21 protein-coding genes are annotated in these 21,435 nt (G+C 43.7%); all 21 read right to left on the bottom strand.

Translation table 11 applies throughout. The features are described from left to right. Positions 1 to 23 precede the first annotated feature (23 nt). Complete coding sequence (locus tag NBH15_RS14425; protein ID WP_250822932.1) at positions 24 to 761, bottom strand: cupin domain-containing protein; 738 nt, start codon at positions 759 to 761, stop codon at positions 24 to 26. 68 nt (positions 762 to 829) lie between these two features. Next, positions 830 to 1,924, bottom strand: a complete 1,095-nt coding sequence (locus NBH15_RS14420; RefSeq protein ID WP_007655971.1) for a chorismate transformation FkbO/Hyg5 family protein — start codon at positions 1,922 to 1,924, stop codon at positions 830 to 832. Between the two features lie 12 nt (positions 1,925 to 1,936). Next, complete coding sequence (locus NBH15_RS14415; protein WP_250822931.1) at positions 1,937 to 3,709, bottom strand: YVTN family beta-propeller repeat-containing protein; 1,773 nt, start codon at positions 3,707 to 3,709, stop codon at positions 1,937 to 1,939. An 8-nt stretch (positions 3,710 to 3,717) separates the two neighbouring features. Continuing rightward, positions 3,718 to 4,527 carry an IclR family transcriptional regulator gene (locus NBH15_RS14410; RefSeq protein ID WP_250822930.1) on the bottom strand — a complete coding sequence of 270 codons (810 nt, stop codon included), beginning with the start codon at positions 4,525 to 4,527 and terminating at the stop codon, positions 3,718 to 3,720. 162 nt (positions 4,528 to 4,689) lie between these two features. Then, complete coding sequence (locus tag NBH15_RS14405; RefSeq protein ID WP_250822929.1) at positions 4,690 to 5,784, bottom strand: ABC transporter permease; 1,095 nt, start codon at positions 5,782 to 5,784, stop codon at positions 4,690 to 4,692. Positions 5,785 to 5,795: 11 nt separating this feature from the next. Continuing rightward, positions 5,796 to 6,911, bottom strand: coding sequence for an ABC transporter permease (locus NBH15_RS14400; RefSeq protein ID WP_250822928.1), 1,116 nt, complete (start codon positions 6,909 to 6,911; stop codon positions 5,796 to 5,798). 2 nt (positions 6,912 to 6,913) lie between these two features. After that, positions 6,914 to 7,648 (bottom strand): ABC transporter ATP-binding protein, encoded by a 735-nt coding sequence (locus tag NBH15_RS14395; RefSeq protein WP_082150429.1) that lies wholly within the window; start codon positions 7,646 to 7,648, stop codon positions 6,914 to 6,916. Positions 7,649 to 7,782: 134 nt separating this feature from the next. Beyond that, complete coding sequence (locus tag NBH15_RS14390; protein ID WP_250822927.1) at positions 7,783 to 8,682, bottom strand: ABC transporter ATP-binding protein; 900 nt, start codon at positions 8,680 to 8,682, stop codon at positions 7,783 to 7,785. A 30-nt stretch (positions 8,683 to 8,712) separates the two neighbouring features. Continuing rightward, complete coding sequence (locus NBH15_RS14385; RefSeq protein ID WP_443146943.1) at positions 8,713 to 9,615, bottom strand: HlyD family secretion protein; 903 nt, start codon at positions 9,613 to 9,615, stop codon at positions 8,713 to 8,715. A 24-nt stretch (positions 9,616 to 9,639) separates the two neighbouring features. Continuing rightward, positions 9,640 to 10,932 carry a TolC family protein gene (locus NBH15_RS14380; protein ID WP_250822925.1) on the bottom strand — a complete coding sequence of 431 codons (1,293 nt, stop codon included), beginning with the start codon at positions 10,930 to 10,932 and terminating at the stop codon, positions 9,640 to 9,642. A gap of 11 nt (positions 10,933 to 10,943) precedes the next feature. Next, a complete protein-coding gene (locus NBH15_RS14375; RefSeq protein ID WP_186961747.1) occupies positions 10,944 to 11,582 on the bottom strand; it encodes a TetR/AcrR family transcriptional regulator in 639 nt (212 codons plus the stop codon). A 161-nt stretch (positions 11,583 to 11,743) separates the two neighbouring features. After that, positions 11,744 to 12,946: an L-serine ammonia-lyase gene (locus NBH15_RS14370; protein ID WP_007655951.1), complete on the bottom strand. Its 1,203-nt coding sequence runs from the start codon at positions 12,944 to 12,946 to the stop codon at positions 11,744 to 11,746. 27 nt (positions 12,947 to 12,973) lie between these two features. Then, on the bottom strand, positions 12,974 to 14,107 hold the full coding sequence (locus NBH15_RS14365) for an acyltransferase family protein (protein ID WP_128134428.1): 1,134 nt from the start codon (positions 14,105 to 14,107) through the stop codon (positions 12,974 to 12,976). Positions 14,108 to 14,118: 11 nt separating this feature from the next. Next, entirely contained in the window at positions 14,119 to 15,234 is a 1,116-nt protein-coding gene (locus tag NBH15_RS14360; protein ID WP_250822924.1) for an acyltransferase family protein, read from the bottom strand. Between the two features lie 11 nt (positions 15,235 to 15,245). Then, complete coding sequence (locus NBH15_RS14355) at positions 15,246 to 16,694, bottom strand: ATP-dependent DNA helicase (RefSeq protein WP_250822923.1); 1,449 nt, start codon at positions 16,692 to 16,694, stop codon at positions 15,246 to 15,248. Next, positions 16,684 to 17,049, bottom strand: a complete 366-nt coding sequence (locus tag NBH15_RS14350; RefSeq protein ID WP_250822922.1) for a CRISPR-associated protein — start codon at positions 17,047 to 17,049, stop codon at positions 16,684 to 16,686. Before NBH15_RS14350 ends, NBH15_RS14355 begins: the two co-directional genes overlap by 11 nt. Beyond that, complete coding sequence (locus NBH15_RS14345) at positions 17,049 to 18,155, bottom strand: Card1-like endonuclease domain-containing protein (protein WP_250822921.1); 1,107 nt, start codon at positions 18,153 to 18,155, stop codon at positions 17,049 to 17,051. Before NBH15_RS14345 ends, NBH15_RS14350 begins: the two co-directional genes overlap by 1 nt. Before the next feature lies 1 nt (position 18,156). Further along, the gene (csm5, locus tag NBH15_RS14340) at positions 18,157 to 19,263 is read right to left on the bottom strand and encodes a type III-A CRISPR-associated RAMP protein Csm5 (protein ID WP_250822920.1); all 1,107 of its coding nucleotides are present in this window, start codon (positions 19,261 to 19,263) and stop codon (positions 18,157 to 18,159) included. Further along, complete coding sequence (gene csm4 / locus NBH15_RS14335) at positions 19,260 to 20,255, bottom strand: type III-A CRISPR-associated RAMP protein Csm4 (RefSeq protein WP_250822919.1); 996 nt, start codon at positions 20,253 to 20,255, stop codon at positions 19,260 to 19,262. The genes csm5 and csm4 overlap by 4 nt, the downstream gene beginning before the upstream one ends. A gap of 2 nt (positions 20,256 to 20,257) precedes the next feature. Beyond that, on the bottom strand, positions 20,258 to 20,911 hold the full coding sequence (gene csm3 / locus NBH15_RS14330) for a type III-A CRISPR-associated RAMP protein Csm3 (protein WP_250822918.1): 654 nt from the start codon (positions 20,909 to 20,911) through the stop codon (positions 20,258 to 20,260). 28 nt (positions 20,912 to 20,939) lie between these two features. Further along, positions 20,940 to 21,419 (bottom strand): type III-A CRISPR-associated protein Csm2, encoded by a 480-nt coding sequence (gene csm2, locus NBH15_RS14325; RefSeq protein ID WP_250822917.1) that lies wholly within the window; start codon positions 21,417 to 21,419, stop codon positions 20,940 to 20,942. Positions 21,420 to 21,435 lie beyond the last annotated feature (16 nt).

Genomic DNA, 21,435 nt, shown 5'->3' with positions numbered 1-21,435 from the left:
GGTGTTAACAACTACGATTGGAGTTAGAGAGACGCCTTCGAGTTTGTGAAGCGCAAACCGTCATTGTCATGATAACAAGCCCATTCGTCAACGATAGCACCTTCCGGTCCTGCCATCATGAAGTGGAATGATTCAAGTTCTTTCAGACGCAATACATCACCGACTTTCTGAACTACGAAGTTTTTGCTCTTGATAGGTCCGTGACTTGCAGGAATTGCAGGAGCATTCGGAGTTTCGTCACCAAGTACAGAGAAGTTATAAACCCATCCCTTTTCAACCATCCATGATTCGTGTTTTGCAGGGAATTTAGTTTTTACGTGAGCGTGTTCAGGGATCATCTGTCCCGGAAGCAGGTAAATAGCGTGAGCGAAGTATCCGTGTTCTGCATCGTTGATCCAGAAAATACCACCCATACCAACGTTTTCAAAGTCACCCAGACCGAAGTCTGTAACCCACATGTCTTTAGCCATCAGTTCGGTGAAAGGAACATCATAGAACTTAAACATGTCTTTCATTGCTTCGATAGCTACTGCCTGATCGAATTTGCCGTCTTTGTAGAAATCGGCGTTTGTGTACTTCTTAGAATAAGTCATTTCTTTATTAGTTTTACAATTAGAATTTTTATCGCATTTGCTCTGTTCAGTGCATCCGCCCTCTCCGTTACAACAAGTAGCGTCACTTGTTTTGTTGCCAGTACATGCAACCATAGAACTTAATAAAAGCCCCACAGCCATTGTTTTAATACTCAATCCTTTTTTCATTTTTGTTTTAATTTATGTTAGTAATATTTGCTTTATTTCGCCAAACGGTCAACATGATATGGCAGGGGTTACAACACCGCTATTCCCTCTATCTCTATTAATAATTCATCCCGACAAACATCAGCCCACATATATGATATGGGGATATTCAACTCATACGCATTCAAAAGCCTTTCAGCTTCCTCAAAGAAAGATTTCTCTTTCAGGTAGACCCGAAGCATTTTCAATTTCGCCTCACCGATCAGTTCAGCGATATTCTCCATCGTAATATGAAGCTGACGCTCCAACCCCACTCCTATCAAGCTCTCCTCGCCACGGATAGCCGCAGTTCCGGAGATATAGATCACCTCACGTTCTCCAAATGTCATGCTCTTGGCGCGCTCGAACTTCGGAGTCGTCTTTTTGCTGTGGGCCGGCTCCAGTACTCCTTCGGAATAAGCGTGGGCAGCCACCTGCAATTTATTGTCGATCGGTGTTGCATAACAATCCGGATTCGAGAATACAGCAGCATCCAGATCAACCAGTATGCCTCCCAGATTAGCACCGATACCCGTTGCTGCCGGATAACCGTTTTCCCAGGTTGTCATGGCATAATAATCGCTACGGGCATTATTGAATATCTGGTAATGCTGGTCTTCGCCGTCAAACTTAGTGATCTGCTCGATATAGTTCCACTGGCGGATAATGCTGTTGATCGGGAATCCTTCCTTCCTCAACAACTCCGATACCAGCTTGAACACTTCCTTCGACTGTTGCTCGATACCGAAATTAATCACATCGCCATGGAAACCTCCGGCAAACAGGAAACGGCCGCTGCCATTTACCAATACCACATACGGGAATGTCCCGATATGTTTATATGTAATATGGTCTCCTTCATCCGGCGTATATGTATGAGCCTCCAGTATCAAACCTCCGTTCAATGGCGGCTGGGATACATAACTCAACACCGGTTCATGGTTCCCATAGTATTTACGTACTTTTTCACGCAACATAACGCGGCGCGAAACATATTGTTCATTATCATCCGGCATGCCGAAAAAGGCCAGCCTGAATATTTGTTCGTTCTGCGGTAATTGGGCAAGCAGCTTATCCACCATTTCCTCAAAATCCGCTTTCTCTGTAGTGTAAATGTTATAACGTATCTTCTCGCAATAATTCATCGATCCCTCCTTTTAGAGTGAGTTTACATATTCAACCAAAGCCTCAATATCTTTCTTGGATACCTTCTTATCAATTCCATGCTTGTGCACTTCAAAGACTTCCTCCATTGTAGCTGCACGACCATCGAACAAATAAGGAGCCGTACGCCAGACTTCTCTTAAAGTCGGAGTATCCCACCCTTTTTCAAACTCGATATCTTCACCGATACGATGCATCTTCATGTCTGTATAATAAGGTCCGCTATGACATTCACCACATTTTAGTTTTTCAAAAACTTTACGTCCTTCTTTCGCCTTATCGGACAATTCGCCGTTCACCAGCAAAGGACTCGGCACCGGACGCAATGACGTCAGATATTCATCCACGCATTTTGCATCATCTTCGGTAATATCGAAAAACTGGATGAAGTTATATCCTGCACGCACGGCAACCTCCGCAGAAGCACGGATTCCCGAAATCATATTGGGAGGAGTCACATGGCTAAACAACAAACTTTTGCAGTTCTTTGAGTTTCCTACGCCATCGTTCATCAAATCCCAGTTCATACCATCCGTACGAGCTTCCCCCGGGTGACAACCGTTACAACTCTGCCAGTTCTGGAAACAGTGGGAGGCGTCGTTGAAATATTTTTCTCCTTTATTTATATTGCTTTCCGTACGTCCCGGATTCAATTCTGTCGACGTTACTTCACGGGTATTAATATCCATTACATTCAGAACATCGGCAAAATAAGTAGGAACAACCAGTTTCTCGTTGGTCAGAGCCATCGCACGGGGACCGTTACCCTGCAACGGAATACGGTCGCGGATACCATACAGGAAATTCAGGTCATAATCCAGCATCGCCTTATTGGGATAGGCTTCAAACTTTTCACGCAAAGCCGGATGATCGATCACACTCACCTCGTGAGTACCGGAATGTGAAATAAAGATATGGTCGTCATTACAATCGATGCTCCAGATACCAGCCGCACCTCTTTCCGGTTCGTCAACAACAACTGCACCGACAAACTCCTGCTTTTCCGTATCGATGATACTGAAAGCACTCGTATTCATCCATCCCTGCTGCAACTGCGAAGTAGGAACAGCAAAACGTCCCAAGTTATGCGACACATATACATATTTTCCGTCGGGCGTAATACAAATGCCACGCAAAGCATTACTACCGTTTGCCAGCTGAATATCTTTCACTTTGGTAAAACCATCCATTTCAATCACAGAAACACAGGCTGCCACATAATCCAGGTCCGCACGTTGTGCCGGCAGGAAGTTTGTTACATACATATATTTACCGTCTTTACTGAATACGGCGGACTTCGGTTCGCGAAGCACATTAACCGTGCGTAGTACTTTATGATTCACCGGATCAATTTCCGACACCGTGTTTTCGAACTGGTTACAGACATAGATTGTCTTTTTATCTGGTCCGAACATCGGATGGCAGGCCCCCGACCCTGTAGGGATAGCAGCTTCCACCCTACCCGATTCCAACAATAATATCTGTAACTTCCCCGTCTTCTCAAAGGTCGTCACATATGCTTTATCGCCATCAACCAGAATACCGGTCGGCGTTTCATCCATGGGGAAAGAACGCAGTAGTTTACCATCAGCAGAAAATATATCCACCCGTTTCACTCCTTTTTCAGTCAGAAGCATTTCCCCTTTATCATTCAGTTTTATATCAGTTGTAAAAAAGGGCGGATTATCAGCCGATGCAAATGAGATGCAACAACTGACAAAGCATGCCATCAATGAAGTTTTTAATATGTATTTACTTGTCCTCATGGTATTATTTATTTTTTTGTGTTTTTACTATATCCTAATTCAGCCGAAATATTCTGAGCGACCTCTTTGATGCTCGCAACCGTTGAATGGAATATTTCTTTTGTTAACCTGTCTTTGGGGCCCGATATCCAGATGGCGCCACATGGATAGCCTGTGTAGTTAAAGATAGGAGCACCTACACAGATCACACCATTCAATTCTTCTTCATTATCCATAGCATACCCCAGCTTACGGACTTTTTCCAATTCTTCCAGGTAAGCATCCCGGTTAGTAATCGTCCGCGCATTATACTTTGCAAATGTCATATACGACAAATACCGGTCGCGGACCGTGTTTGGCAGATAAGCCATAATCGCTTTTCCGGGTGCAGAACAATGTAATTCAAATGATTTTCCCGGCGATAGAACAAAGCGGAACGTATGATGTCCCTGCGCCTGCTCTATAAAAATTCCTTTCTCATCTCCTAGTACACCAAAACAGGCAGTCTCCCCTACTTTATCACGTAAATCACGCAAACAAGGCAATACTGTCTCCAACAAATTATGTTCATTCAACGATCTGAAGCCCAAAGTTAGCAATTTTCGGGACAATTTGTAGCGTTTCGTGTCTTCATTATAGTTAAGATAATCCAATCGAACCAAAGTGTTCAAAATACGATAAGCAGTAGTCTGGGAGATATCCAGCTTATTCTTAATATCTTGCAGCGTCTCACCCTGTGAACGAAGCGAAAGATATTCAAGCACCGCAATTCCTTTCTCCAAATTCGGCACCTTATAATTTTCTTCTCCTTTTTCCATATTTGGAATAACGCTTTCCATATTTGAAATATTGTTTCAGATTTGAATCAAATATAAAAGAGTCACGTTAAAAACAGGTAAGATGTTTGTAAAATATCGTTAAGTATGCTGTAAAACATTCAACCTGCAAAAACTATTATTCCCGTTTGTTCGCTTCTACGATCCTGCGTTCTTTGAGTTCCCTTATTTTTTCCTATAACTTACCACTGCCAATACATTAAATAATACAGCAAAAAGACAAACGACAATGAAATGTCCGCTCAAATCGGAAAACGAGCTGCCTTTCAGATAAACCATACGCATCACTTCTATAAAATAACGTACCGGATTAAATAATGTTATAGTCTGTGCCCATTGCGGCATACTGCTGATCGGGGTAAAAAGTCCGCTCAACAAAGCAAATATAATCAGAAAAAAGAAAGCCGTGAACATCGCTTGTTGCTGGTTGGACGATATAGAAGATATTGCCAGTCCCAAACCAGTAAAAGCAATCAGATAAACTGCCGCAAACAAATAAATAATCCCCATATTGCCGACCGGCAGCAAACCGTAAATAATCCATGCCACAATGGCTCCGATCGTCAACAGGATAAAACCGATTACCCAGAAAGGAATCAGCTTCGACAGCAAGAACAATGTTTTGGGGACAGGCGTCACATTAATCTGTTCGATGGTTCCTTTCTCCTTCTCGCTGACTATATTCAGGGCCGAAAGGAAACCACCGATAACCGTCAACAAAAAGACCAGGATACCTGGCACCATATAATTCTTATAATTCAAATGCGGATTAAAAAGAGCTGTTGCCCGCACTCCACTGCTCACGGCAACAGAGGTGAAACCTTTATCCCTGTTAAAATCCTGAATAATCTGCGTGAGATAAGAACTACCCATCCCTCCTTTTGTTCCGTTCACTGCGTTCGCAGCAATCAAGACATCCGCCTTTCCTTCCCGGCCAAGTTCCTGTTCAAACTTTGCCGGGATTTCAAGCAACAGGTCCGACTCGTTACTTTCTATCGAGGTGATCGCCTGATCATAACTGGAAGACACATCGGTCAGCCGGAAATAACCGGACGAAAGAATCTTTTCGACCAGCTGCACAGACACCACGGAATGATCATGGTCAATCACTCCCAGATTGATATTACGCATTTCGAAATTGGCGGCAAAAGGCAGGATAACCAACTGCATCAACGGCACCAAAAAGATGATGCGCGGTAAAAACCGGTCGCGCTTGATCTGCTTAAACTCTTTTTCAAGTAAATATCGTAATGTTTTCATAACTTCTTATCTCACAAACGAGTCTTAAAACGTTTCACACTAAGAATCACCAGGAATATGACCATAAACGACAGTATTCCTATCTCCTTCAGGATGGCTCCGGCACTTAACCCTTTTATCATCACATCTTTCACTGCGATAATATACCATTTGGCCGGCACGATATTGGAAAGCCATTGCAATATATCAGGCATATTCTCTATGGGAAATACCATGCCGCTAAGCAAAATCACCGGCAGCATCAATACCATAGCACTAATCAGCATGGCAGCCTGTTGCGTGTCGGCTATCGTCGATATCAACAGACCGAGGCAAAGGGATACCAGGGCGTACAGGATGGAAACTGCCACCAGCAAAACCAGGCTTCCCGCAATCGGAACCTTCAGCAGGAAATAAGACAGGGCGAGGATTGTCGCCACATTCACTATACTCAATAAAAGATAGGGAATCGCTTTTGCCAGAATGATATAGACCGGTTTCATCGGCGAAACCAGCAACACCTCCATCGTACCCATCTCCTTCTCTTTCACGATGCCTACGGAGGTCATCAGGGCGCATATCAGTATTAATATCAACCCCATTACCCCCGGCACAAAGTTGTAGGCACCTTTCATGGTGGGGTTGTAAAGAAGGTGAGTGACCGGCGTGATGCCAGCTTGCATAAGCTGCACTTTTTCTTCCGGCTGAAAGAGATTTCCCTGTATCTCCGCTTTGGCCGAAGCGATGATGGTGGTTGCATAAGCGGTCAGCTGGGTCGCTTCGTTCGGGTCGGTAGCATCTGCCAGCAACTGGATATCCGCATCCGCCATGGAAGCATATTGGGGCGGAAAAACAACGACCAGTTTAATCTTACCCTGTTTAAAGAGGGATTGAGCTTCCGCTTCGCTGTCTACCATTTTATACAAATCAAAATACTCGCTTGCCCCCAGATGTTCGGTGATTTTCCGGCTCACTTCATCCCGGCTCTGGTCGAACACGGCAATCGGCACACATTTTATTTCCGTCGTAATCGCATAACCGAACAGAATAATCAGGATAATCGGCATAGCCAATAAAATCAACATGGTCCGTTTGTCACGGAAAATGTGGAAGAATTCTTTACGGATAAAAGATATAAACTGTTTCATAACTATTCACCTCTTGTTGCTTTTCGCGCCAGGGCACGGAACACATCATTCATATTTTCGGCATGGAAAGACGATTTCAAAGCAGCCGGACTGTCCAGCGCTTCGATTTTTCCGTCTACCATAATAGAGACACGGTTGCAATATTCGGCTTCGTCCATATAATGGGTGGTGACAAAGACTGTGATATTACGTTCCGCCGCTTTATAGATCAGCTCCCAAAACTGGCGACGGGTAACCGGATCGACACCACCCGTCGGCTCATCCAGAAAAACAATACGGGGTTCATGGATGATAGCGACAGAGAAAGCCAGCTTCTGCTTCCAGCCTAAAGGCAACGCATCGACCAACGTGTTCCGCTCGCCTTCCAGATCCAGTACATCAAGCAGTTCGTCCGTCTTCTCCGCCAGCTTTTTCTTCGGCAGACCGTAGATACCGCCGTACAAACGGATATTTTCCCAGACTTTCAAGTCACCGTACAGAGAAAACTTCTGACTCATATAGCCGATATGGCGTTTGATCTGCTCAGTCTCCTTATATACATCAAAACCTGCCACACGGGCTTTGCCGGAAGTGGGTGTCGACAGTCCGCAAAGCATACGCATCGCCGTCGTCTTTCCGGCGCCATTGGCTCCCAGGAAACCAAAGATCTCTCCTTCTCCCACTTCAAAGCTGATATGATCTACCGCGGTAAAAGTTCCGAAGCGCTTAGTCAGACTGTCTGTTTCTATTACGTTCATTGTATATATACTTTTATCAGATAAAATTCTCATATATTATGATACTGCATTCTCATATATTATACAATTCTAATATCATAATATATGAGAATTTTCTATCATAATATATGGTATTACATTTCACTCTATCGTTTTTACAAAGCCATAAAGCAATCTTCCACACTCGGCTCGACCGATTCAATGGCGACATCTGCATATCCTTTATCTTTCAAGAACTGCATCAGGGCATTCATCTCCTTGCCATCTTCCTTTAATGTCAGATGATGGGCATCACCAAAGGCATAACAAGAATAGGTTCCCGGAAAAGAACGAAGGTCCGTCAGCAGCCTGAACATGGATGCCGACCGGACAGTCCACAAATGCCTGCCGAAAGAAGCACGGATGCCTGCCGGCGTATCGACGGACAAGCACTGGCCGGAACGCATCAAAGCAATGCGGTCGCAACGGGAAGCCTCATCCATATAAGGAGTGGAAACCATAATCGTAATGCCTTGCCTCTTCAAGCGGCCCAGCATATCCCAGAACTCCACCCGGGAAACTGGGTCGACACCCGTTGTCGGTTCATCCAGAAAAAGGACTTCGGGGCGGTGAATCAAAGCACAACTCAATGCCAACTTCTGTTTCATACCTCCAGACAATTTTCCTGCTTTCCGTTTTTTAAAAGGTTCTATCTGAACATAAATGTCGTGAACCAGGTCATAGTTAGCTTCTACCGTCGTATTAAACACGGTAGCAAAGAAATCCAGGTTCTCTTCGACCGTCAGGTCCTGATACAACGAGAAACGGCCGGGCATGTAACCGACCATCGTACGTATCTTTTTATAATCACGCACGACATCCAGTCCACAGACAGTAGCCGTCCCTTTATCCGCCAGCAATAAAGTCGTCAGGATACGGAACAAGGTGGTCTTCCCTGCCCCGTCGGGACCAATCAGGCCGAACAGTTCGCCGGGACGTATATCCAGGGAAATATCCTGCAAAGCCTCTACCTGCCCGTAGTTCTTACTGACCGACTCTATCTTTACTCCATTCATCCCCATTCATTTTCAATTCTCAATTTTCAATTATTCAAACACCGTTTCCCCATACTGTCCTATCTTGAGATAACCGTCGTTCTTAACAGCAATCTTGATGGCATAGACCAGATTGGCCCGTTCGTCCTTTGTCTGGATTCCTTTGGGAGTGAACTCCGATTTATCGGATATCCAGGTAATCGTTCCCGGATATTCGCGCCGGTCGTCCTCTCCATAATCGGCAAAGACACGGACTGTCTGGCCCTGTTTCAATGTCGAAAGTTGGTCGGACGTGATATAGGCACGCAGGTAAAGCAAGTCGGTGTCGGCTATTTTATACAGAGGCTTACCGGCGGCTGTCACTTCACCCGGCTCAGCATATTTAACAAGAACGGTTCCTGCCTGGGGATTTACGATACGGCTTTTCTGTAACTGGTCGTCCAGCTGCATAATCTGGTACAGGATACCTTCGGCTTCCGCATCGGCACCGCCTGTTGTCTTGTTTAGCGTAGAATACTGCGCATCCAATTGTTTTTGGAGGTATTTGATATTGTTGACGATGTCGTCCACCTGTTTCTGGTTGCCGGCTTTTGCCTTTACCAGATTCTCCATACGTTGTTGTTCCGTACGGGCGGTAGCAATCTGTTGCTCCAGGGCGGCAATTTGCTTGCGAATATCCGGTTTACGGATATCGACAGAGCGCAGACCGGCCGAGAGTTGCATTTTCTTCAAATATAATTGAGTGCTGTCGACATATCCTATCAGGGCGCCGGCATCCAGGCGGTCGCCTTCCTCTATATTCAATTCCATAATCTTTCCGTTTGCTTCGGAAGAAACGAGGATTTCCGTCGCTTCAAACGTGCCGGTAGCATCGAAGTCGCCGTCTCCCCTGTTACATGCAGCCAGGCTTAATAAAGCGGTTGCTATTAATGTATAAGAATTCAATCGTTTCATATTCTTCTTCATGATTCTTTGTGATTATTCATTATTCGTTGTATACATATAATTATAGACGGCATTCAGATGCTGGATGCGATGGGCGGCAGCGGCTTGCTTCGCCAGGTCTTCCGCATTGATTTCGCGGATAAGGTCGGTGACGGAGATAACGCCGTTTGCCAGCTTCACCTCCGCAGCATTTTTGATGCTGGTACGCAGGCGAATTATTTCGTCATCCGCTTTCATCAGGTCGGAGATTTTCTGTATTTCCGTATTTTGCTGCATCAGTTCCAATGAGGTATTAAACAGGAATGTCTCATGCTGCACCTCCACCTGCTGACGTGCCGTAGTCACTTTACGGCGGTCATTCTTCAAGGTATACAGTTTACCCATATTCCAGGAGAGGCGTACTCCCGCTATATAAAACGGATTAAAGTCATCCTCCAGCATATTCAACCCCGGACGGCCATATCCGCCCTGTACAAATGCCCCCAGACGAGGCATTAAACCACTTGTAATCTGTTTGTTTTGTACTTCCAGCAAATAGCTTTTTGCATCCAGCGCCCGCAATTCGGGACGGTTTATGTCTCCGGATAACGGATTGCCCGGTATGGAAGGGACAACCAATATCCTGTCTTTATCATAAGGCTTTCCTATCAGTGCACTCAGCATTCTGCCGAAGGCGACACGGGAGGCTTTCAGTTCGATTTCTTTCTGACAGGCATTCAAGAGTTCCACTTCCATACTTTCGCGGTCGGACTGGTTGGCCACACCATTATCCATCATCGCTGCTATCCGGTCGATATTAATCTGCAACTCTCTCTGGAGCAATGCGTTCTGGCGGATCAGTTCCTCCTGAAGCAGACAACCGAAATAAAGTTGGTTTACCCGGTCGTTCAATATATAGAGGTCGCTTTCCAGCTGTTCGCGGTCGGCAGCAGCCTGTGCTTTCGTCAACTGCCGGGTGGAATGAATTGTTCCGCCATCCCAGATATTCTGATTCAGTTCGGCCACCACCTGATACTGGTCTTTGCTTAATGTCGGAATCTCCAGTCCCGGAACAATCGACGAGAGTTTGTCCGCATCAAAAGGTAGTTTAGTCACATCACTCTGATAGGTTGCCTTTGCATTCACCGTCAGTTGGGGCAACCAGCCTTTTCCGGCATTCGAGAGATTGTATTGCTCCGTCTGCCCGATCAAACCGAACTGCCGTATCTGGGGATAATTGGCACGGGCCCATTCATAACATTGTGTCAATGTTATCTGCTCCTGCCCTTTTACGGTACCCGACAACAAGGGGAAGCATAAGAATAAAATTACACAAATCCGTTTCATAGGGGTATTTATTAATTCGATGTATTATCGTCCGGTGTCAGCAACCGGATCATTATATCAATAACGAAGGGAATCCGTTCCCGCAAAAATTCTTCATATTTCTCTGCATCGCCTCCCATAAAAACAGCCGTAAACGGGTTACGCACCAGCATGGGGAAAACCAGCAGGCTTATCAAGGTAGTCGCCACATAATATACCGGCAGCTTCTTCAATACACCTCTCTCCATCTCATCCTCCATCTGTTTACGCATTCGGATGATTGGTTCAACCCGTGCGGGATTCTTCAGTATGGAATGATAGATATGCTCCGGATCACGCTGTAGTTCATTTATAACAAAAACAGGGAACAAAGGATTCCTCTGCAACGTTCTTACATATTGGTCGATAATCTTCGGCAGCTTCTCCAGGAAAGAGGTATTCTCTTCCATAATCGCCCCCAGGTTCGGAAGCAAGGCATCTATCAACTGGTCGAAGATCGCATCGAACAACATTTCTTTCGTACGATAATAATAATGTAAGGCCGTACGCCCGATACCTGCTTCGGCAGCCACGTCGCCCATCTTGGTCGCTTCATATCCTTTCCTGACAAAGACCTGTTTGGCCGCTTCCAGGATTCGGTTCTCCATTGTGATTACTTCTTCTGTACTCATTGTATATCTTGTTTTACCACATTTGTCATCACTGACTGTCAAATATGTCTGACACTTTTGTTTGACAGACATGTCAAAAGTAATATAAAAAAATAAGGATGCAACTACTGTACCCTTATTTTAATATCTTTTATACGATGAGGAGAATATTCTTTTTAATCTTATTCCCCGTATTTCTTAGCCAGACCGCCTTCGGAAGTTTCTTTGTATAAACTCGGCAGGTCATTACCCGTCTGTCGCATCACCTCTACCACCTGGTCGAAGCTCACACGATGTTTGCCGTCCGAGAAGTTCGAGAAAGTATTTGCATCCAGTGCACGCGCTGCGGCAAAAGCATTACGTTCGATACAAGGTATCTGAACCAAACCGCAAACCGGGTCGCAAGTCAACCCCAGGTGATGTTCCAACCCCATCTCGGCAGCATACTCGATCTGAGCAGGCGTTCCACCAAACAACTGACTGGCAGCACCGGCAGCCATCGCACAGGCAACCCCTACTTCTCCCTGGCAGCCTACCTCCGCTCCGGAAACCGACGCATTGGTACGTACCACATTCCCGAACAATCCGGCCGTAGCCAATGCACGCAGGATACGGGAATCGCGGAACTCACGGGTATCTTTCAGATGATATAGCACCGCCGGCATCACCCCGCAGGAACCGCAGGTCGGAGCCGTCACAATCTTACCGCCGCAAGCATTCTCTTCGGATACAGCCAGCGCAAAAGCGTAAACCATACCACGGCTTTTAATGCTGCTGCCATATCCTTTGGCACGAATCAGATAGTCGGATGCTTTCCGGCGTATACCCAAGCCGCCCGGCAAGATACCTTCTGCTTCCAGGCCGCTCTGCACCGCCTTTTGCATCACGTCCCATACTTCCGCCAGGTAATCCCAGATTTCCGGTCCTTCGCATTGCTCCACATATTCCCAATAGGAATGTCCGGTCTTTTCGCACCAGGCTTGTATATCTTTAATCGTGCTCATCTCATAGACCTGTGCCGTTTTAAGTTCGTTAAAACTTTCGTTGGCAAGCGTACCGCCGCCAATACTGTACACAGTCCACGATTCCAGCTCTTCGTCGTTCTCATTGAACGATTCGAACAACATTCCGTTCGGGTGGAACGGAAGAAATATCTTGGGTTCCCAGGTTATAGTCGTTTTAGCAACCGGCTGCAACACTTCCAGGATGGCAGCATCCGTCATGTGGCCTTTCCCGGTAGCAGCCAGACTACCATATAAAGTCACATTAAACCGCACGGCACCTCTGTTACGTTCCACGAACATCTGGGCAGCACGCATCGGCCCCATCGTGTGGCTACTCGACGGACCATGTCCGATCCGGTATATCTGCTTGATTGATTCCATTTCTCTTTCTCTCTAATTTTGTGTTTTCTATACTTTAAGAAATATATTACGTTTATAAAGCTGCCACAAAATTACATAAATAACCAATACGTTTGACAAGCTTATCAAAAAGGAATAATAATTACCCAGATATTGCTCCAGCCCATAAAACAAAGACTGTCCCAGGCAACTGAAATTGATGACGTTCGCCAGCATATAGGCTACAATCGAGTTCATCCCGTACACTTTCAGCCAGGTTATATTCTTATTGTATCCTTTATAATCTATCAGATAATAAAACAATCCCATCAACAGGAAGCAATATCCGCTACTCACCAGCACCATGGAACTGGTCCATATCGTCTTGATAACCGGCATCTGCAATCCCCAAAGCCATCCGGCAGCCACCATAGCAGCACCTGCTCCGAAATACCATTTCAGTTTATGGATATCACTGGTCTTATCCTTGGCAATATAGCCGGCAAACAAACCGGTCAACACCGTCACGCCAAAGTTCAGAGTACTCAAAATCCATGTATAATGATACCAAGGCGCAAAAACGACTTCACCATCCACCACTTTCGCCCCGTCCCGAAAACGTCCCAGCATCGTACGGTCTATCCATTCCGCCAGGTTTCCTTCAGGTGTGTAATTACCACCTCCATAACTGCCGACCGTAATAAACTGCATCGCCGCCCAGTAAACAAGCAACAAAGCCACCGCCACACCGATCTGCGTCCTCCGGCTGGTATAAAGGAACAACACAGCCGTAATCAAATAACCGGCGGCAATCGACTGCAACGTATTCGAATATAAATAAATACGATCCGGATCAAGTCCCAGCAGATTTCCCTGGCACATCATACCGAATATCCACAACAACAAGATACGTTTTCCCAAGCGCCGGAAAAGAGATTTTTTGTCGGAAACACCTTTAAAACGTGACAAAGCAAACGGCATCGAAGCCCCCGACATAAAAAGAAACAACGGCATAATCAAATCCCAGGGAGAAAAACCCACCCATTGTACATGATCAAAAGCCCACATACAATCATTCAGCCATCCCACATCCGCAGCCCGTGCCAATGAATGTGCCAACGGTCCTAAAGCAACCAGAAAGAAAAGATCAAATCCTCGTAAAGCATCAAGCGACTCCAGCCGCTTGTAAGTAGTTTTTTCCATTTGTTATTATTTTAGACTTTTAAGAAAATACGTTGACGATACAGAAAATACAAGAATCCCCAGCACACAGCGATATAAGCAATCGCCCCCAGCAATGGTTGGGCTGTTTCCGGGAATAACCCGATGAAACCTCCAAAAATGGCATTTGCCGTAAAAGTGAAGTTAATGAATACTTGTGCCAGATAGATAGTAATTGAATTTACACCGATCACTTTGAAAAAAAACGTCCATTTACGCCATCCCAACACATCTATGACATAATAGAACAATGCGAACATCCAAACCGAATAAGCACCAACCACACAGACGAAAGAACTTGTCCACAACTTTTTGTTGACCGGAAAAACCAAGCTCCACAACCAGCCCGCTACCAACAATACAGCTCCGGCAGCCACTAGATAAAGCACTTTCTTACTATCTGTCAATTCCTCTCTTCTAACTTTGACCCATTCACCGGTAAACATTCCCAACATGGCTGTAGCAACCGCTGGGATGGTTGAGAACAACCCTTCCGGATCAAAAATACGCTCATGCAAACGTCCCGGCAAAAACAAACGGTCAATATATCCTACCCAGTTGCCTTCCAACGTAAACGGGCCTGCTTCCCCCGTACCCGGCACAGGTATAAAAGCCATTATTAACCAATAGCCCACCAAAAGAGAGACGGTTATCCCTACACGCATCAGCCATTTGAAACGGACAAACAAAAGGGCAGCAAACATCCACCCCAACCCAATACGAGCCAACACGCTCGTATAACGCAAATGGGCAAAATCAAACGACAATAATCCGTTATAGACACAACCTAAAAGAATCAACGTAATTCCCCGGCGAATGATTTTTTTATAAATAGCCGCTTCGGTCATTCCCCGCTCCCGTTGTTTCTCTAACGAATACGGAAAAGAGATTCCGGCAATAAAAAGGAACAACGGGAAGATCGTATCATGATGCGTCAACCCATTCCATTCCACATGATTCATCTGCCCGGCTACCGCCTGGATAAAAGGAGTTGGAAGCAACGTCGCCAATGCGACAAATAGGGAAGCCCCTCCCATAATAAAGAACATATCAACCCCTCGCAAGGCATCCAGCGATAATAATCGCTGGGAATGTGTTTTGTTTTCCATGATATTATAATTTATTGTACGTAAAAATCATCTACTATATGTAACGTGTCACGCGCACGTGTCATAGCTGTATACAACCATTGATAAGTTGTACCTTTCGGTTCTCTGGCAATCCGCCTCGGAATATCTAAATAAACCTCTTCCCATTCCCCTCCTTGTGCTTTATGGCAAGTCAAAACATAACCGAAAACGACACGCAGCGCATTCAGATAAGAATCTGTCAACATCGCCTTTTTAAAAGCTTCACTTTTCTGTCTGATACCTTTTTCCTTCATCCGGATAAAAAAATCGATAAACAGCTCCTTCTGCTGCGTCTGTGTCAGATTGATCATCGCACCATACACTATATCCTCTATCATCAACTGAGAATAGACTTTACCTGTAAACAGCTCTTCCACTTCTACATAGACAAACGTCAAACCTGCTCTTTCTCTTCTTTTGCCAATCTCTTTTACCTTAACCATATCCCCGTTCATCAGACCGGAAATATAATTATTCTGCGTGACAAGCAACAAATCCCCAATCTCTATTTGCGAAGAATGGAAACCCAAAGCCGGCCTGATTATGCCGGTCAATTCCATGCAGGATTTATTCGATTGAGTAAGCATCGTAACCGCATTATATCCTTTCTGTTTGACACTATCGATATAGCCTCCCAATAAATTGTACTGAGAAGGATACAAATGAATATGCAGATACCCACGCAACGGGAATTTTCCCCACATACACACCGGCGGACGCATATATAAATTACGCATTTTCTGTGCCGACAAGATTAAATCGTTCCCGCAATCCTGTCGTACAATCTCTTTCAATTCCCTCTTTTCAACCGCTACTTTATACGTTTCCTGAATATATCCGGAAGACAAAGCCGGTGAATTTTCTTGCAATATGGGAGGCAACTGGCAAACATCACCGACGAAAACAAATTTCCCTTTTGAATCGAAAGCCAGCAAATCCGCCAACAAACGCCCACTTCCGAAACATGCCTGAGTCGCATTCTTATCCACGACATCAGATATCATGGATGATTCATCCACGATATAAAACCTTGACTCTCCTGAATACTCCTCAATCGGAGTTAGTGAAAAATTCAGCAACAACTGCCCGGATTTATCCACCCCGCTCTTCTCCCGCTGTGCGACCAGCGTTTCCATATTCTGGTTCAAATCATCAAACTTATAAATCAGACTATGTACCGTAGAAGCAACATGCCTCGTTGCATTCGACAATATCTTGGCAGCCCTTCCTGTCGAAGCCAGCAAAGAAAAAGGCAGATTACGCCGTTCCAATTCCTCAATGAATACCTTCATCATGGTTGTCTTCCCTGTACCGGCATATCCGCATAAAATAAATATCTTGGACTCCTTGTTCCGGATAAACCCAAGCAACGCATCCAATACCTGCTGCTGGTTGTCGGTCAATACCAACTTTCTATTTTTCGTTTTCTTAGATTCCATACCGCCTGAATCGAATAAAATGAAAGAACACCTCTTTACGCCCCGGTTCTACTTCCCGCACAACCCTTTCCGAAGTCGAAGCAACACAAACAAACCCAGCCTGTTGCAACAACCGGACCAATGCAAACGAAAAACACATCTCTCCCATCACGTGCAGGACATCCCGCTTCGGATCATAATGCGAAATAATATCATATGCATATTCCTTTGCCAAACAAACAACTTCCTCTTCATCTGCCGTAGCCGACACTGTCGGAAAAGGTATATCAACAATATCTCCTCCACGATGCCGTGCAACCTCCAGCTGCTCGGCAGACCAAGTGTGGGAAAGGTGATTGGATAGATTTATGAACATCAGTCTTTAGCTATTTCTTTAATTTGATTCATAAAACTTTCAAAACGAGATGGATTTTCAATATCTTCTCTACATTTATATTGTACCCCCATATTTCTTGCAGTTTTTTTCAGATTTTCATCTTCTGAAGCCAAAGATGCAATAAACGTATTTGCAGACAATCCTAAAACAGCCTCTTTTATTGCAGAAGCCTTATACACGGTTTGATTAAACATTCCAACCCCCAATATTCCCGTCTTACACTCGATAACAAATAATTTATTTCCAGATATAAAAACCAAATCCAAATCATTCATATTTGAAGTTTCAGTCCGTTGTATTAATACCCCTAATTTAATATCTTGTGGAACAATATTTTTTCGGATCTTATAATACATATACTCCTCAAACCAACCACCAGTTAAATATTCGATTTCTGCTCTTTCCAAAAAGCCTTTTTCTCCCATTTGAAAATGAATACTTTCTAAAAAAATAGATAATCCTTCTATACGCGGAAACTTTTCCGTATGAGTAGTTTCAATACTTGATACAGCCCGTCTTTTTACATTCCTATAAGATCGCAAACCATCTATTATCTTATAATTCATATTTCCATTTACAAATCTATCAAAAATGTAATCACAATAGGATTCATCTCTAACCAACTTTTTTTCCGTAAATGACACATTGTAATTCGACAAATACTCTCGCACAGTTAATCTATATTTCAAAGATATAGATTCATCACAAGAAGGTTCTAATAAAACATTTTGTGGATAAGGAATATAATAAAATACACTATTGAACTGTTCAAATACATGTTGAACCAATAAGCTCATATACTTCGTTCCACCAGTTAGGTTGACAATATAAGATTTATCAGTTGATAATCTACCCTTTACAAACAATTCCATTTCTTTCCAACGTTCCTCACCTCCATCCGGAAAAAGGATCGACTCAATGGAAATATCTCTCAAATTTAATGTTTTGACAATCCAATCGATTCTTGAACTGAACTTTTGAGAGGCAATAAACAACAATGAATCACCTTGTTGATATATTTCTTTTATAAACAGATAATTAGGTATTGTCTGTTCTGATATGATACTTACAATTATTCGATTCATATTATTCTGTTATTGATAATTTCACAAACCCGAAAACATCACTATCTTCATCCAATCGACGGGACTTCGGGAAAACATATTCATCATACAGGTGATTTTTAGGACGTGAAGCCGACACCACTTCATCAAAGTTATCCAATCCTTCACTCCATCCTCCTGTTATGAACCGCCATCCTATTCCATATCCGATACGCAATACACATTCTTTCCTTTTCCGGCATTGTTTGATTTCATCCAATATGGATTGCATATTTTCAATATAATCTTCTGCTCCGGAATAACGTTCTTGCAATTCGGTCCAAGTATCGATTTCACTCGAAACCAATTCTTCCGAATGTGCATTGATCAACATAAACAAAGCGGATAACGATTCCATGCCTTGCGGCAAAGTGGCAATATCTCCTGGTTTTCGCTCTTTTATCCATCGGTAATAAGAATCAGCAATCTTCATTTGAAAAGTTGTGCTATTTCCAAGACCTATCGCCTCTACTATCTGAGTTTTTGAATAATCCCCCAAATTATCTTTATGTGTGATATTCAGATTCATCATACGGGTTGCTATTCCGCAATCGCCATCGAAATAAGCATCACCGACCTGCAAAAAACGGAAAACATCACTATTCGAATCCTTCCCCAAAAAGTCCTTTTCTATCTGCTTGGCATTGATCTTATTACTCCTGTCTTTTATCTTGTTCTCCAAAGCCTTTCCTTTAGACAAAGTTGACAAAACCGCCGTCCGGATGGCTCCTTTGATAGAACTACCCGGGATGTAATACAACCCCATGCCATTATGCAAACATTCTTTTAACGTATCCGTCTTTTTTACTTCTGCAAAGTTTGTAATAATACGCAAAGCATAATCGTCTGGTCGCGCATTCTTATTATGCCGCACGACAAAACGAACGATCGTATCATCCGGATTTTCAATCGAAAGCATCCAGTCGTCCAAATGCTCCTCGCCAACCAACGCCAAAACTTTCCTTGGATCTATGACATCGATAAAAGAATCTCCATCCTCCCGATAGACAACAAAATCCGCATTATTCTGTAAGAAGTTACCATTCCCGATATGAATCGGCGTAATTGTTTTCAATTCTATCCGGCTCATAACATTGCCTTTTTAATAGGTACGACAAAAGGTTTCCCGCTACGGTAAACCAGATGCATCCGCTTATCATTCCAATCCGGTTTCAAATCCACCACTTTCCCTTTCAAAGAACCGGTTGTATAAAATACAGAACCTACCTTAAACATATAAACTGACTTCTTCCACAAATGCCTGAAGCCAACTTCTTGGCTACCGGACATATATCCACCTCGCTGCAATAATTCATAACAAGAATGTTCCAAATCCAACAATCGGACTTCGTCTTCGGTCGGAATAAAAAGAGACAACAACAATGTTGCATCGGCTCCCGCAATTTCAGGTATAGACAACATTGTACTTTCCACCTCGAATTTTCCACCTCCGACATTCCTATCCGTTCCCAATCCTTCTTCTCCTAACCGTTCAAACAATGAAAGTAACTCATCCTTTTTATCCGCAGGAGCATCCAGCAAACAGTACAATCCTGAATTTGCCCCAAAATAAGTCCATTCAAAGAAAAACGGCTCAGCCTCCATTCCATCCCCCCGCGGAACAGAAACCCGCTGGTTTACCTGTGATGTAAAAGGAACCAAAAATTGATATTCTGGAAAATCCGGAGGCAAAAGGAAAGCCCCTTTCAATTGCCAATTTCGAACCGTAAGTTTCTTTCCGGCAATCAATTCTTTCCATAAACCAACTTCCACAAACCGCAATTTCTTTAATTTTTTCCTCACCACATATTCGTCCGCATCAACCACCTCTACATTAATCTTACCAAACGGTTTAGGCAAAAAGTATTGTTCACCGATAAAAGGGAAAGCCGAACTCACCACAAAAGACTCCATAAACGACTTCAGATCATTATCTTCAGCCATCTGCATCTTTATCGCAGCCAATGCTGCCGACAAAGTGTCACTATGCAAATCAGAAGAGGAAAAATCATAATTTTCTTTTCCTGTTCCAATATGCAAAGGAGTCATATTCTTAAATTTGACAAGCGTATAGGTAGCCATACTCAATACGTTTCAGTCCGACCTTCTTCCGGATTCAACTTAATTTCCACTTGCCCGTAACCACGGGAACCATGCCCTCCCAAATAATCATCTTGGAGCAACCGAATTGCCAACTTTAATGTTTCTTTCAGCCGTTGTTCGTTCTCTCCTTCAAAAATATTCAAAACCATATTCAACTTAAACTGCGCACCAGCCGGAACCCGCTCAAAAGTACGCGGATTAGCTTTCGCTGTTATTCGGTCTATTGCCACTTCCGTTTTACTTTCCGTATAAGGCAAATCCGTATTGTCGAACATCTCAGGTCTACTCAAATCCAATTCCGCATCCCGCACGATCAGGCGTGACGGACGATTATCTTTATTTCCGGTCGCTACCCCAAACAGTTCTCCGGAAATTGATTTCGGATCATCACTTGCTTTGACTTCTCCTTTACTATTTTCCGAAACACATCCTTTAACAATCTCCACCAAAGCTCGCATTTTCCCTTTTAAGGAACTACCCGGAATGTAGGGTACATTATTAATCGGATTACGGACGACAAACTTATCCGGCCCGCCGATATTCAATGCAGCATTCGTTCCACCTATATGTAAACCGGTCTTTAAAGTGATTGTCCCGGTATATATTATCTTCTTTACCAATTTTATTGTTGCCATGATTTTTTATTTTTAACATTAAATAAGATCAATCTTTTCCTCCATACGCTTTATGGTAAGCCAATATAGCTTCAATGAATCCACAAAAATTTTGATAGCTTTTTTGATCGGAAACATCTGCTGAGCATCGATCGAATATCTTCTTGAACAACTTCAAACCTTCATTTTTATCATCCCGCCCCAAAGCATAGGCTACTTTCGGTTTCAACAAATAGAAAGAAGGCTTTTCCCTTTCAAAGATCCCCATCTGTATTCTTTTTATCTCTCCATAGATACTTCTGATCTTCGAATTTGTCAAGCCGTTTTTAGCCATAAACCGACCTGCCGTTTCCGCATACTTCACCAATGCTTCGGTAGGTTCCTGAGTTATCCAAGAACTTTGGTATTCCAACTTATTGAAAATTCCATCCGCAGTTTCCTTTTCACTATTTTGATTATTACCTCTAAAATTTGAACCTCCCATCTGAGAGCGATATCCATTCCCTTGATTCTTGTCATAATAAGCCATATTTCTTTTATTTTTT

Origin of the sequence: Parabacteroides caeci (assembly GCF_023656795.1) — a bacterium.
Classification (GTDB): Bacteria; Bacteroidota; Bacteroidia; order Bacteroidales; family Tannerellaceae; genus Parabacteroides; species Parabacteroides segnis.
This window is presented reverse-complemented; position numbering and strand designations above follow the sequence as displayed.